This window comes from Binatus sp. (SeqCode) (assembly GCF_049584895.1).
Lineage (GTDB): Bacteria > Desulfobacterota > Binatia > Binatales > Binataceae > Binatus.
This window is the reverse complement of record NZ_JBAUYR010000033.1, coordinates 31,527-45,793: the sequence shown is the minus strand read 5'-3', so window position 1 is coordinate 45,793 and position 14,267 is coordinate 31,527. Positions and strand designations below refer to the sequence as shown.

The 14,267-nt window shown below is 60.0% G+C and carries 13 protein-coding genes; all 13 read right to left on the bottom strand.

The features are described 5' to 3' along the window. Window positions 1–112: 112 nt before the first annotated feature. Window positions 113–1,339, bottom strand: a complete 1,227-nt coding sequence (locus WB650_RS06020) for a nucleotidyltransferase domain-containing protein (RefSeq protein WP_423959803.1) — start codon at window positions 1,337–1,339, stop codon at window positions 113–115. After that, window positions 1,339–3,129: an ABC transporter ATP-binding protein gene (locus tag WB650_RS06015; RefSeq protein ID WP_422300758.1), complete on the bottom strand. Its 1,791-nt coding sequence runs from the start codon at window positions 3,127–3,129 to the stop codon at window positions 1,339–1,341. Before WB650_RS06015 ends, WB650_RS06020 begins: the two co-directional genes overlap by 1 nt. A gap of 35 nt (window positions 3,130–3,164) precedes the next feature. Further along, entirely contained in the window at window positions 3,165–4,370 is a 1,206-nt protein-coding gene (locus tag WB650_RS06010; protein ID WP_422300757.1) for a glycosyltransferase, read from the bottom strand. A gap of 166 nt (window positions 4,371–4,536) precedes the next feature. Next, window positions 4,537–5,742, bottom strand: coding sequence for a glycosyltransferase family 4 protein (locus WB650_RS06005; protein WP_422300756.1), 1,206 nt, complete (start codon window positions 5,740–5,742; stop codon window positions 4,537–4,539). A gap of 34 nt (window positions 5,743–5,776) precedes the next feature. Continuing rightward, a complete protein-coding gene (locus tag WB650_RS06000; protein WP_422300770.1) occupies window positions 5,777–6,949 on the bottom strand; it encodes a glycosyltransferase family 4 protein in 1,173 nt (390 codons plus the stop codon). A 41-nt stretch (window positions 6,950–6,990) separates the two neighbouring features. Next, window positions 6,991–7,860, bottom strand: a complete 870-nt coding sequence (locus WB650_RS05995; RefSeq protein WP_423959801.1) for an FkbM family methyltransferase — start codon at window positions 7,858–7,860, stop codon at window positions 6,991–6,993. A gap of 16 nt (window positions 7,861–7,876) precedes the next feature. Then, a complete protein-coding gene (locus WB650_RS05990) occupies window positions 7,877–8,491 on the bottom strand; it encodes an FkbM family methyltransferase (RefSeq protein WP_423959799.1) in 615 nt (204 codons plus the stop codon). Between the two features lie 31 nt (window positions 8,492–8,522). Beyond that, window positions 8,523–8,702 (bottom strand): hypothetical protein, encoded by a 180-nt coding sequence (locus WB650_RS05985; protein WP_423959798.1) that lies wholly within the window; start codon window positions 8,700–8,702, stop codon window positions 8,523–8,525. Window positions 8,703–8,722: 20 nt separating this feature from the next. Continuing rightward, window positions 8,723–9,640 carry a glycosyltransferase family 2 protein gene (locus WB650_RS05980; RefSeq protein WP_422303900.1) on the bottom strand — a complete coding sequence of 306 codons (918 nt, stop codon included), beginning with the start codon at window positions 9,638–9,640 and terminating at the stop codon, window positions 8,723–8,725. 14 nt (window positions 9,641–9,654) lie between these two features. Then, a complete protein-coding gene (locus tag WB650_RS05975; RefSeq protein ID WP_423959795.1) occupies window positions 9,655–10,908 on the bottom strand; it encodes a glycosyltransferase family 4 protein in 1,254 nt (417 codons plus the stop codon). Then, entirely contained in the window at window positions 10,908–12,044 is a 1,137-nt protein-coding gene (locus WB650_RS05970; RefSeq protein ID WP_423959793.1) for a glycosyltransferase family 4 protein, read from the bottom strand. The genes WB650_RS05975 and WB650_RS05970 overlap by 1 nt, the downstream gene beginning before the upstream one ends. Before the next feature lie 31 nt (window positions 12,045–12,075). Next, entirely contained in the window at window positions 12,076–12,906 is an 831-nt protein-coding gene (locus WB650_RS05965; RefSeq protein ID WP_423959791.1) for an FkbM family methyltransferase, read from the bottom strand. Between the two features lie 29 nt (window positions 12,907–12,935). After that, on the bottom strand, window positions 12,936–14,264 hold the full coding sequence (locus WB650_RS05960) for an ABC transporter ATP-binding protein (RefSeq protein WP_423959789.1): 1,329 nt from the start codon (window positions 14,262–14,264) through the stop codon (window positions 12,936–12,938). Between the last annotated feature and the right edge of the window lie 3 nt (window positions 14,265–14,267).

The window sequence follows — 14,267 nt, the reverse complement described above, 5'->3', positions numbered from 1 at the left end:
AAGCTGCTTTGAACGCAAGCGCAAACGGTAGGCGCGACCAAATTCGGCGCGGTCTTTCCTTATTTCATCGAAACGTTCGCTGGTAGTAGCTTTGCGATGCAGGTCCATATCGTTACCCCTTCCCAGTTATAAGACCATCGGTCGGGGCGTGAGTGCGAGTAATTTCGCATGAAATCATTCGAAAAAACTTCATACCGTATTTCGCTGTCAGCCGGATTGGACGATAGAGGTAGTAGAGGAAGAACAGCGACGCCGGCAGTCGTAAGACGCCTTCGGCAGCCGTCGGCAGGAGTACATAGCCAGCGGCGCACCGTAGTTTCGGCCACCAGCCGTTGGCCAGCTGCAATTGCAGCCGCAACTCCGATGAGGTTTCGTATTGCTCCGGATCTGTGATCACCATCCGCTCAAGCAGCCGAGACGCGAACTGCCGGCCGTCTATCTCAGCGTTGGCAAAGCGCAAAGCTGTCTCGGGGAGATCCACCTCGAGTAGACGATTTACCATCCACAAGCCCAGGGCCAGGACCTTCACGCCGTCGGAGCCGCGGGCTGCGTGGATTATCGAATCCCAGTCCAGGTTGGGGCTCACGCGGATAAGCCTGGCTATATCGACAGCATGGCGCAGGCCATGCCACGAGTGACGCGCAGCGTGCGCGCACAGGAAGAAGAGCTGGTCCTCGGCCGAGAGCGCCAGAATCTCGATATCGTCGAACGCGGAGTGCTGGAGACGTTGCCAGACTGAATCGAAATAGCGCGCGCAGGGAAACAGGCTTGGCAGTAACTCCCAGTGGAGATCAAGCGCTGGGCCGATACCGTCGGGGTACAGGATTAGTTGCGAGGTCCAATGAAAGGCGGCGTTCTCCTCACTGGAACGGAGCTCAGAATCGAGCCGATAGCCAGCGTTGACTAGCGCATCTTTGGCCCGCCCGATGTCTATCCGGGGTATCAGCAGATCGAGGTCGCAGCTATCGCGCCAAGGGATTTCGCTGAACAGTTTCTCGGCGAGGACGGGGCCTTTCAGCGGAACGACCGGAATGCCGCGACCCTCAAGAATGCGCAGTACCTTGATAAGATCGGTGCTCAGGACCACGAATTTGGCGGTGTTGCCGACGAGTATCGCGCGCAGGCGTTTGTGAAATTCCGGTGCGAACATCCCGGCGCAGTCAGTATTGATGTAGTACGCGGCTAGCGGCTCCATCCCGTGCGCTCGCGCCAGATCCATCGCGGCGCGCCAATCGGTTACACGGCTCGCGCGTAGACGGATCTCCTCCGGTGATTCGATCCCGGCGAAACGACGCGCGACGGCCAGGAGTAGTTCTGCTGCGGGTGTCTGTTGCATCATCAAGCGGCTAACCCCTGCGCGACGCACCAGCTCCGGAACCGGCCGTCCAGCCTGGCTGAGAGAGTCGTCCAATCGCCCGACTCCACGACTTGACCGTCTTCGATCACGTAGATCAGGTCGGCCCAGCGGATGGTCGACAGCCGATGGGCGATCAGCACGGTCGTAATCCCGCCCTGCATCTGCTCGATCGCGCCAAGGATTCTCGCTTCGTTTTCCGAATCGAGGCTGTTGGTGGATTCGTCGAGCACCAGTAGCCGCGGCTGGCGCAGGATTGCGCGAGCGAGCGCCAGGCGTTGCCGCTCTCCCTGCGAGAGTGTGGCTCCACGGTCGCCGACGATGGTGTCGATTCCATCCGGAAGTCGTGCAACGAACTCGTCCGCTGCTGCCTTCCGCAGCGCGGCGCGCAGTTGGTTTTCGTTTGCGTCGGGCCGCGCCCACAGGAGATTGGCGCGCACGGTGTCATGAAACAGGTACGTGTCCTGCCCCACGTAACCGATTCCCTCACGCCACGAGAGTGCCCGCGCCGGATTGAGCGGAGTGCCGTCAACAGTTACCCGCCCCGAGCCGGCCGGCATCAGGCCCATGACGAGATCAGCAATCGTGCTCTTCCCGGCGCCCGAAGGTCCAACGATCGCGACAGTCCGACCGACGGAAATCGTGAGATCGATGCCGCGCAGAACCGGAGTCGCGTTCGGCGGATAGGTGAAGGAGACATTTTCGAAGCGCAAGGCCGATCGAAACTCCATCGGCTGCCCGACGTCGCGGTCCGGCTCTGCCGCTGCCCGGCATTGCTCTTCGATACGTGTAACAGTGGCGAACCCCGGCAGTAGGGCGACAAAGCCGCGATAGCTAGTCTGCATCGATCTGATACGCGGCAACACGCGCGCGAACAGGACCAGCAGAATCAGGACTTCGGCCGGCGAGATCGCCATCCACTTGATCGCCACCAACAGCATCCCACCCATCATCACCGCGGAACCGATCTCGAACCATGCGTCGGCGGAAAGTTGCTCGTTGGTCAGCCGGAGTCCGGTAGCGGTCATTTCCCGGGTCAGCCCCGAGAAGATATCGCAGGTGCGCCGCTGCGCGCCGTACATCTTGGCGGTCTTGATGCTTTGGAAATGCTCGATGGCGGCTGCGTAGACCGAGTTCGTCACATCGGAAACTTCACTGCCGACGCTGTAGACGGCCCGGGTCTTTGCGCGCAGCAACAGCCCTAGCACGGCGCATAGCGCCAGCATCAGGAGCGTAGATGCCGGGAACAGGATGAAGCTGGCCACAATATAAAGTGCCGCGACCGCCGCGCCCGACACGCTGTACAGACCTTGATGGGCCGCGCCACTCGCGCGATCCACTTCATTGGTAAGCGCGTGCACAAAATCGGACGAGCGGCTTTTGCAGATGAATAGCCAGTTGGCCCCGCTGACTGCCTCGAACAGGCGCTGCCTAAGGTGTTGCGCGAAGGTCTCGAACAAAACGGTAATCGCCATGCCTTGCGCTCGCGTCACGATCGCGCGCACGCAGATAATCCAAACAAACAGCGCCAACATCAACGCCAAGGTCGGTCGCAGCCCGACAGCTCCGAGCCCTTCGCGAACCACCGCAGCATAGCGTCCAGCAGCGCTGCCAGAGCCGATGTCCACCCCTGCCAGTTGCAACGTCGGCAGCAGCAGCGCGAGCCCCAGCCCTTCGGTCAGCGACGAGATCACCACCAGCGCGAAGGTATACCCCAGGCGCCATCGCGCCACCGCCGCGAGGGATTTTGTATAGGCTGATACCGCTTTAAACATAGTCAGCGGGAAATATTCCGACGGCTGGTTGAAACTCAGATTGCAGCGGAACTCAGCTCCGCGCTTTTTCCGACCTGTTCGTCGACGTCGCGACAACGAAGTCCAGCATTGACGATTTGCTGATAAACGTCGAGCGTGCGTTTCGCCATCGCGTCGGCAGTGAATTCGGTACGCACCCGATGTAGCGCGGAGTCACCGTACCTCTTGCGCAACTCGTCGTCCTCGAGCAACCGATTCAGCGCCTTCGCCATTTCGGCCGAGTCGCGCGGCACTACCGTCAATCCCGTGACGCCATCGAGCGACACAAACGGTACGCCCGACCGCAGCGAAGTATTTACCACCGGCTTGCCGCAAGCCATCGCTTCGAGCTGCACGATTCCGAACGCTTCGCTACGCGAGACCGACGAAAGCACAAACGCATCGCACGCGTGGTAGTAAGGTGTGATGCCGGAAAGCGCACCGAGAAACTTTACGCGATCCGCCACGCCCGCGGACCGTGCTTCCTGCTCCAGCGAATGCCGCAGCGGTCCCTCGCCGATCATCAAGAGCGTCGCGTTGATCTCCTTCATCGCGCGAATCAAATACTCGAAGCCCTTGTAATAGACCAGGCGTCCCACCGCCAGCAGCAACGGCCCGGGATAACGGTCGCGGATAGCTTTCACGGCGTCCGAGTCGACGCGGCGGTATTGATCGACACTGATGCCGAAGGGAATTACCTCGCATCGATCGCGGAAGAGAGCGAGATCGGGCGATGATTCGACGTAGTTGGGTGAGGTTGCGATGATCGCGCTGCACTTGCGCAGAAACCGCCGCTGTATCGGCGCAAAAATTCGCGCGAGCCGCCGTTGACGGACCACGTCGCTATGCCATGTGGCGATCAGCTTGCCCTTGTAGCCGCTCGCCATCACCGCGATGATTCCCGCGGGATTCGGCAAATGCACGTGAACGATGTCCGCCGTGGACCGTCTTAACTTCCACGCCATGCTGGTACATACCGGCGCGCCTGCGATGTGGAAATTGATTGCCAGGCGCGAAACATTGACCCCGTCGATGATCGAATCCTCGTCTCGACGCTTGTCGTTGGCCACCAGCACGCGCACGTCCATCGTCTTTCGAAGCTCGCGGCAAAGAGTCTCGAGGTGAGTCTCCATACCGCCGGCGTGCGGCGGATAGAACTTTCCGATATGGAGGACCTTGAGCCGCGAATTAGGTTCGGCTTGCATGCCAATCTTCTCCATCATGACTCAGCCATCTCCCGCCAATGCCGGATCAATCGTCGACGGCAGCCCCTGGTTCCGAACGCTTGGTGGTCGGCATTCGGTCGGCGGTTTTCCGCATCAGGCAGGCGGATACCCTACTAGGTGTATAATTATCATACATTTCAGGTTTCATGGCAGTGTTTGCCTGCTACTCGGTAGTTGGCTCGAGGCTCTGGACCGCAAGCGTTGTCGTTTTTCCAGCGGCCACATCGGCAACTGCGCGATAAACCTCGATCGTGCTGGCAGAGTAAGTGTCCCACGAGAATCGCGCTGCCCACTCAGTTCGCTCCCGCACTCGATCGAGGTCGTCGCGTCGGTTCAGTAACGCACAGGCGGTTTGAATCCAGGCGGTAACGTCGCCGGCAGAACAGTAAGATGCCGCCTCGCCGCCCACTTCACGCAGCACCGGCAAATCGCTGGCGACAACCGGGCGTCCGCAGGCCATCGCCTCGACTAACGGCAACGCGAAGCCTTCCGCGTCCGACGGCAGCAGTACGACGGCTGCGCGCCGGTAAACCGATGCGAGAACTTTCCGCTCCAGGAACGGCATGATCACGATTCGATCCTTGATTCCGAGCGTTCCGGCGACTCGCCAGTGCTCAGGCAACAGACCGCCGCCAACGCGGATGAGTCGCGCGTTTGGAAATTTGCGCGCGATTCCAGCAAAGATTTGCAACAACGTTTCGATCCGTTTGCGCGGCTCAGTGCTTCCGACGTGAACGATTTCGGGCGCATCTGCGTCGCAGCGGCCGAGAATATTTTCGGCCACGCGGTCCGCCGCCAGCTCAGGCTCCGGCGACATGACAGCATCGACGCCGTTCGCAATCACGACTGTCGTCAGCGGCGAGCGCAAGCCATTCTCGACAATCGCGTCGCGCGTCGCCCGGCTCACACAGGTGACCATCGCAGCGCGGCGAAAGCCCCTCAGAATCCGGCTGGCTATTGCCCGAGGGATCACTGAACGCACTCCAGGCGACGGCGTCAGCAGCGCCTGGAATGCGTCGATATCGTGACAGGTGATGATCGTTCGGTCCGCCGGCAGATGATTCGTCAGATGGCTGTAGCTGTGATCGACGATATGAAACAGCGTGAATTTTCCGCGCTGCCGCCGGAGCCACAGCGGGTACAGAAAATACCGGTTGAGTGCGCGCTCTGCATTGAACGCTGATTTGCTGCCTCTCAGCGACCCGAATCGCGTCAGCGGTCTCACAAATCGGGGACGTATCAGCCTCGCATCGATCGCGTCCTGATGCACGCTCGTCAGCCGCGCAGTCAGCATCTCGGCCACCAGGTCCATGCTGGCCCAGCCCTCTTCGGCGTAGTCGGCAACGACCGCGACTTTCAATCTGTCCATTGGAATGCGAATCGAGAACTCGAAATTTGTGGCGCTAGACCGCGCCGCGCTGCAGCAATTCCTCAAAAAAATCGAGATGACGGCGAGCCACGATCGACCAGGTATATGTGGTCCTCACCCGCTCGAGTCCCCGCGCTGCGAACTCACGCCGCTGCGCCGGATTTTCCAGCAGGTCTTCGATCGCATCCGCCAATTCATCCGGAGAGCGCTCGCTTACAATCTTTCCGGCGTCCGCGACCACTCGCGGAATCTCGCCGCTGTTCGACGCGATAGTCGGAACGCCGCACGCAAAGGCCTCGACGATCATGCGACCGAACACCTCGCGCCAGTTGGGCGCGGTCTCGCTCGGCGCACACATCAGATCCATGGCGTTGAGATAATCGGGCACGCGATCATGCGGGATTCCAGTTACTATTCGCACTCGGTCGCCGTAGGGCGCGCTCCACTTGCGCAGAAATCCTTCGAGCGGGCCGCCGCCGACAATCAGCGCGCGCCACTTGGACTCGACCCGATCGAGCGCCGCGGTCAGCGTGCGAATTCCTTTTTCTTCGACGAAACGACCCATGAAGCCGACCACCGGCGCGCCCACCGGCGACCATCCAAGTTGAGCGCGCACGCGTTCACCAACGTTGCGATCGGGATGGAATAATTCAACATCAACCCCCAGCGGCATCACGCGATGCGGCTTGCGGTCGTATCCGCGCGGCAGCAAAGCCTCGACCCCGTTCTCACCGCGAGCAGTCCATCCCGCGCATCGCGAGACGCAGTAACGCTCGATCGCGGCAAACGGCGGTGGATAATTTTTCGGTATCGTCTGTCCGGTCCAGAACACCAGCGGAGTCTCGAGCGGCGTCCACCACGCGATTTGTCCGCCGGCCACGATGAACGGCTCCTCCCAGCAGTGCACAATCTCCCAGGGGCGGCGTAAAATATCGTGCAGCCTGCGTCCGTAGAAAAAGAAATGGATTCGATTGCTGAGAAACGCCGGCACCGTTTCCAGCCGGCAAAGCTCGCCCGGCATGCTCTCGGTTCGGACCGAACGCAGGTCGCCGTGGAAAAATTCCGGCGCTACCGCGGTAACCTCCCAATCCTCGCCTCCTTCGCGCGCCATCTCATGCGCAAGACGCCGATTCACCGCAACGCAGTACGAATGTCCGATCGTCAGCAGTCGTCGACGCGCGCGCGTCCGACCAGCGAGGCTCGGCATCCGCGATAGGCCAACGCTGACTGAAGTGGTGGACGCCTGGGTCACGCCTGGATGCTCTGAAGACCGTCGAAAATCTGTTGAGCTCTCGCTGGATCGGCGGAGATCCCAAAAATATGCGCGTTCCAGTACGCATCGGCGACCGGAATATTTTTCCCGAGCACACCGACGCGATAACCGATCGCCACCAGAAAATTCTCGATCGCCGCGTTGGTCCCGTGCGCCTCGATCAGAAGGGTCGGCCGATACCGCTCGAGGGTTTGCCGCGCGCCTTCGAGCACGTCGATCTCCGAACCCTCGACATCCATCTTGATCAGCGCGGGCGACGGTAACTTCAATTCGTCGACCACTGAATCCAGCCGGCGCAGCCTGACCTTGACCTCTTTGGCAAACTTGTCCGGTTTCTTTCCGACCGACGCCAGCTTGCCCCAGGTCGGCTGCCTCGAGGTCCAAAACGCGGCCTCGCCTTCCGACTTTCCAAGGGCAGTGGTGACCACCTGTATATTCGTGAACTTGTTAGACGCGGCGTTGTACTCGATCTGCTTCGCGTTACTTGGCAACGCTTCGAAGCAGACGACCTTCGCCTCCGGCCCGATCCGGCGCGCGGCGCTGATCGCGTGAAACCCGACGTTTGCGCCGATGTCGTAAACCGTCATTCCCGGCCGCAGCAGCATATCGAGGGCAGCTTGCACTTCCGGCTCGGTGGTGCCCAGCACGTAGCCGACGTGCGAAAAGCCAATGTTGATCTTGAGACCTTTGGCGAAGCCGCGCGCGATTATCTGATCTTGCTCGTGCATCGAGGTCCCGGCCCATCGGATGCACTTCGCCACCAGCGGATATTTCACTCCCAAATCGGACACGAACCCAATCCACGACGGCGGCAGCGTCCGTATAGCGCGAGATACTAAAGCCATTTGATTCGAGCGTCCTTTATTGCCGCTTCAGAGCGACCAGAAAAAATCTCTTTTCGGGCAGCGCGTTTACATCCTTGACCGGAATGAATTCCGGCGAGTCGGCGGCGGCAGAAAACAGCTGATAGTGATCAGCTGGAAACGCATTGAGGATTTCGTCACGCGAACCGCCGAATCGCTCGAGTCCGCATCCGCTGTGGACCTCGATAAATACGTCAGGCCGATCGCGCAGGGTCTCGCGAGCGCCCTTCAAAACTTCGCACTCGAATCCCTCGACATCGATGAACAACACATCCGGCCGGCCGAATTCGCGAGCCAACTCGTCCACCGAATACGCACGGACGCGCTGCAGTCCCCAGTCGCGCTCGTTCCCGACGACGGCGCCGTTCAGGCCCTTGCTGAACTCGATCGTTCCGGGCTCTCTCGCCGCTGCGCCATGCAGAACCTTGAGTCGCGCGATATGGTTGAGCGCGCGATTACGTTCGCCGACCTCCGCGTTGTGCGGATTCGCTTCGAGCGCCACGACTTGCCCTTCGCTCCCGACGATCCGCGACAGCATCATCGCAACCACACATTGATGCGCTCCGAGATCGAACACCCGCGCACCCTGCTTGAGACGCCCGGTCTTGAGCAATGCGATCTCCGGAAGCTCCGGCCAATCCGCGTCATACCATTCCTTGCGCGAGCGGATCCGTGAGCCAGACCGACAGCGGAAATCCGCCGTAGACGTGGGTCACTTTTCTTTCGCGATAGAAATGAACGCTCGACCAGACGCGCGCGAGACGAAGCATCGTCCACAGCGGCTGCGGAATCGATCTCCTTGCGATTTCCTTTATTTCAGGCACCACCCAACCAGCCTGTTCGATTAGGAGACCTTTGACGATGGACTAACTGTCCTGACCAGTCGTCGGAGATTGCGCGGGCGGAACACTCGGCTGCCCCACTCCGCGATAAGGGTGGGCCGCAAGCGAATCGCGTATATCCACCAGCCCGCGGCACCCCAACTGTCGCCGGCGTCCATTCTTCGCAATGCCTCGTGCACCGACACGCCCGCGAGATGTTTGCAAGTCTGCCGAATCGCACCGCGCGCGCGATGTCCATAGCGTTGTCGCAGGAACTCGATATAGGTGCGTCCGTTAATGAAGTAGCTGTCGGCGAGGCGCTTGTCGCGGAGCCTTATAGTAGTCAGCTCTTTCGGAATATATTCGAACTCGCCTAACTCGCGCGCAAGGAACCACAGCCATAGGTCTTCGAAGTAGATAGGGGCAAAGCGATCGCTGAATCCTCCGCAAGCTTCGAAGACGTCACGCCTCATCGTCACCGCACTCGGGACGATTTCAAATCCGTTGTCGAGCATCTCCTTCAATGAGGGCGCGCCTTGGTAGCTATAAAATGTAGAACTGGTGCCGTCCGCGCGCAGTCCGCAACAATCCGTAAACACCAGCGACGCGGAAGGATTCGCCTCCAGGGCGCGCACGCTCTGGGTCAACTTGTCCGGACTCCACAGATCATCGGAATCGAGAAACGCGACATATTTTCCACTCGCCGCACTCACTCCGGCGTTGCGTGCCGCAGGAGCGCCGCGATTGTTCTGATCAATCACCTGAATTTGAGAATCGTACGCCTCGAGTATCGCTTTGGTCGCGTCTGACGAGCCGTCGTTCACGACGATTATTTCAAAATCGCGAAAATCCTGCGCAAGCACGCTGTCGACACTCGCCTTGAGTGTCCGTTCCGCGTTGTATGCAGGTACTACTACGGAAACCAGCGGCACGGCTCTCATCTTTTCACCGTGAATCAACTGACAGCAGCCAGCGATTCCGACTCCCGTCGTAATTCAGGTTCCGCGACTTGCTGAAATATCTTGATGAGCGATTGGACATGGAGCCTGGTGTCGAATCTTTGTGAAACCTCCAATGCTCCGGCGCGCAGACGTTGATGGACCGCGGGGTCGCGGATGCATCGCACGATTGCATCGGCGAGTCCTTGGGCAGTCGGTGGATTTCCGGGAGCGAGCTCACCATTGACGCCGTCAACCAGCCATTCCGAGATACCGCCAACATCAAACGCCGCGGCTGGTACGCCCAACCGCCCGGCCTCAGGCCCAACCAGCCCGAAAGTCTCCGGCCACACGCTCGGCACAACCAACAGGTCGGCCTCGGCCAGCACCGCGCGGATTTCTTCGGGCTTCTTCCATCCGGCCATCTCGATATTGATTCGCGCGTCTGCGGCTTCCAACCGGCGCGCGCGTTCTTCCCATGCCGTCCGGCCGGGCCCGTCGCCGACAAAAGTCAGATTGATCTTCGAGTTCAGCGCGGCCGCAACCGCCGGCATCGAGTCGAGTAAGATTCCCGTACCCTTCAGCAGACCCATTCGCCCGACAAAAATTATTCGCTTCGTTTCATGGGTGCGCGACGCAACGGGCTGACTGCCCGCCTGTGTGAAAGTAGCGCTCACCGGCATCGCAAGCTTGTGAACGCGCTCCGGCTTAGCGCCATTCGCAATGAGTTGTCGGCGCAAATATTCCGAAGCCGTCGCGATCGCCGAGTACTTCGGCAGCATCGAATGCCGCTCGCTCTGCTTCAGATAATCCTGCCACATGGTGATTGGGCTAAGGCCGCCGCATCGATTTGGATAAAAGTGCAGCAGGCATTTCCATCCGAAAGGCAGTCCGCACGGCCGCACATCCGGAAACCTGAAGGTCTTCTCGCCGCTGATGCACATGCCGTGGTACGAATGCGCAAACAGAACTGCGGGCGCCAGCTCGAGCAATCGCGCTTCGAGCGTTGTCGACTCGATCAGATGAACGTACACCACGTCGGGACGCCACGCGCGCATCGCCGCGAGCGCCGCCTCCTCGCCAATGTCACTGACGCACCAGGTCGGCGCGCCGGCAGACAACTCGATTTTCTCGCGGCCGGCGGCGGATTCGCGTTCGCTCAACATCGCGACTTCGATCCCGGCCGACTCGAGCGCCGTCACCACTCCTCTTATGTAGGACTCAGCGCCGCCTACTACGTGGCTATGCCAATTTGCGACGGCGACTCGCATCAAGCTTCCCGCAGAGCTGCGATCGTATGCTCGAGGTCGAAGACCTCGCGATACAACCTGACCGCCTCGCAGCCCATCGCCTTTGCACGATCCCGATCATTGATCAGATCGATCGTGCCTCGCGCCAACGCTTCAGCGTTCTGGTCTGGCGCAAGAAACACTGCTCCGCTCCGCTGCCAGAAGTCTTCCGATAGTTTCCCGGTCGTGGTCGCGGTCGCTTTTCCATGAGCGATACCCGCAAGCGCGCTGGTATTGCGCGAGGTAATGCCGTCCGGATACGGCTGAATCATCACGTCGCACGCGCCGATATGAATTGAGACGTCAGACTCCGCGAGCGCTCCGGTGGCAAACAACCTCGACGCAAATGTTGGATGCTCGCGGACAAACTCGTCGTGAAATTTCTCACCGTTGCGCCCAATCAGCAGAACTCGCGCACTTTGATGCGTCGAGAGAATCGATTCCAATGCAGGCTTCAGTCGGTCGGCGACCAGCGTCCCATAGGTTCCAAAATGCCCCAGCAATCGCGATTCGGACGGCGCCAGGCGTGTTCGCACCGCGAGTGTCGCCGCGCGGTCGCGGACCACCGGGATCGTGCTCGGCACCGGCATCCAGCCAATCTTGCGACCCTTCGGCGCGTAGCGAGCAAGCATCTCGGTCCAGCTCTGCGCGGCGACGAATATCCTTGACGCTGCTCGCGTCAGCATAGCCGCCATCGCCTGGTGGACGACGCCAAGAACGTTGTGACGAATCGATTGCCCTCGACTTATAGGATACGCGACTTCGTGGAACATCACGGTAATGTCGCTGTGACGCCGGCGCAGCAGCATCAGGCACAGCGGGACGTTCATCGCTCTCATCTTGAATGCGTGCGGTACGTATTCGACCAGCACTCGCGCGGCCCGATCACTCTCCAATTCTTGCGCGAGAATCTTAAGGCCACGAAGTCCGAAGTGATCCGGGAGACGACTTACTCGGATGTTGTGCCGTGACGATGGAGCCGGTCCCACCACTGGTGGCGCCCAGATGCGAACATCATCGCCAGCAGCAGCGAAGCCCTCCGCAACCAGCCGCGTATAATCGCTGACTCCACCGGGCTGAGGTGGATACTCTCCAGTAATAATGTTCCACGCTGTCACCGCGTCGCTTGGGCCAAAACGCAGGTCGCGCTCAGGACTGACTCCACGAAAGATGAACCAGGCCGTATTCTCCCAACGGATCCTGCTGCCCGTTCAACGGTACGGCGCGCAATCCCGTCTCAGTAAGAAATCCCTCGACATCGGCGCGATTGATACCCGCCGAATCCCAAAGTGCCGGATGGATCTCGACCACCAACCCCAGGCTCCCGCGACGCCTTTCGATCGTGCGCGCAGCCCCGCGAAGTGCCGCAAGCTCAAATCCCTCGATGTCGATCAATATCCAATCGGGCTCGAGTCCGGTCCGTGCGCAGAAATCATCAACCGTTATCATCGGCACCGTGATGCGCTCTGCCGAGTCGAGCAGACGGTTCTGCTCGGCCAGTCGGCTCATCCCATCAGCGGCCGAACAATACATCGTCGTGCTGCCGCTGGAAGATCCAACCGCGCTCTTTTCGATAGTGACGATTGGTTCGAACCCGTTGAACTGCACGTGCGCCGACAAGACTTCGACTGCCAGCGGATTCGGTTCAAATCCGACGACCCTTCCTGTCGGACCGGTCCAATGCGCCAACTGCAATACGTACGCGCCCACGTTCGCGCCGACGTCGAAACAAATCGATCCCGGCTTGATTCTTTGGCTCAGGAAGTGCGCGACGTCTGCCTCGTAGTTTTTTCCCAACTGGTTGCGATACCGCGGGTCAATCCTGAAGGGCGCGCCGTTAATTTCCCACGGCACGCCGCGCTCGCCGCTCAACATTTGCAGCGTTGATTCGTACGCGGGTCGTAACTGCCGAATGATCCACGACTCTCTGCCAATGGCGCCGGATGCCGCGCGCGCCAATCGTTGTACTGATTCCAACATTTTTTCGGGTTCTTATCCGCGCCAGTACGTCACAGTCGATCTCTATCTTCGAGTAGCTTCCACGTTCCCGCGCAAAACATGGGGCCCTGGTTTGACGGCGGCAGCCGTCCGTTTCCCAACAGCTCGGCGGGCAACACATCGAACGAGATCGCGTCGGATATAACATCCAGCTCCGGACCGAAGTCGCCGAACGATACATCTATGCTGTATTGGCCCGGCATAAGCATCAGTTTGTCGATCTCACAAACCACCGTCCCGCGGGATACTATCTTGCAATCACGCAGCTGCATCGAAAATCTGTCGTTCACGGAACACACCGGCATCCCCTGGATTGTCTTTATCGTCACTCCGGCTATGGGCCGCAGAGGGATTGCCGCCTCAAAGCTCATCATTATTGTCAGCGGGTCGCCCATACGAATTGCTCCAACCGCAGTCTTGGCGCCGGATCGCAATTCCAGGGATTGAAGATGCGGCTTGTATCCGGGCCTGCGACCCGGATGCTCCGCCAGTGAAATCGTGCCCGGGTTCGCTCGGGTCTGTGACGCCATGTATTTCGCGATCACGTCGCGCGGCTTGCCCGCTTCCTCAAGCCGTCCGCCGATGAGATAGATGCACGAGTCGCATACCGATTCGACCGACGCCATGTTGTGGCTGATGTACAAAACGGTGCGGCCCTGGCGCGCGACGTCGCCAACCTTACCGAGGCACTTTTTCTGAAACGCCGCGTCGCCCACCGCCAGCACTTCGTCGATGAGGATGATCTCGGTCTCGAGATGCGCCGCGACCGCGAACCCCAATCGAACGTACATCCCGCTCGAATAATGTTTGACCGGAGTGTCGACGAATTGGTCCATCTCGGCGAACGCCACGATCTCGTCGAACTTCCGCTCGATTTCATTTCTCCGCATCCCGAGAATCGCGCCACTCAGAAAAATATTCTCGCGTCCCGTCAACTCCGGATGAAATCCGGTGCCGACCTCGAGCAGACTTCCGACGCGGCCGTGCAGATCAACCCGTCCTGTCGTCGGCTCCGTTATCCGCGACATGACCTTGAGTAGCGTCGACTTGCCGCCGCCGTTTCGCCCGATGACGCCGAGCACCTCGCCCTCTCCCACATCAAGACTCAGGTCGCGCAGCGCCCAGATCGTGTCATGTTTTTCGCCGTAATTCGCGCCCTCTGCTTTTGGCCTGAGCAGGGATCGCGAGTAACGCATTGGCGCGATGATGGAATCCATCGCCGCTTCGCGAAGCGTGCGGCTGACGCGTCGCTTCCCGATTCGATACTGCTTACCCAGGCCGCGAATTTTGATGATCGGATTCAGAGTCGTATTGCACGCGCGAACCGATGCGCCGGCCATCGT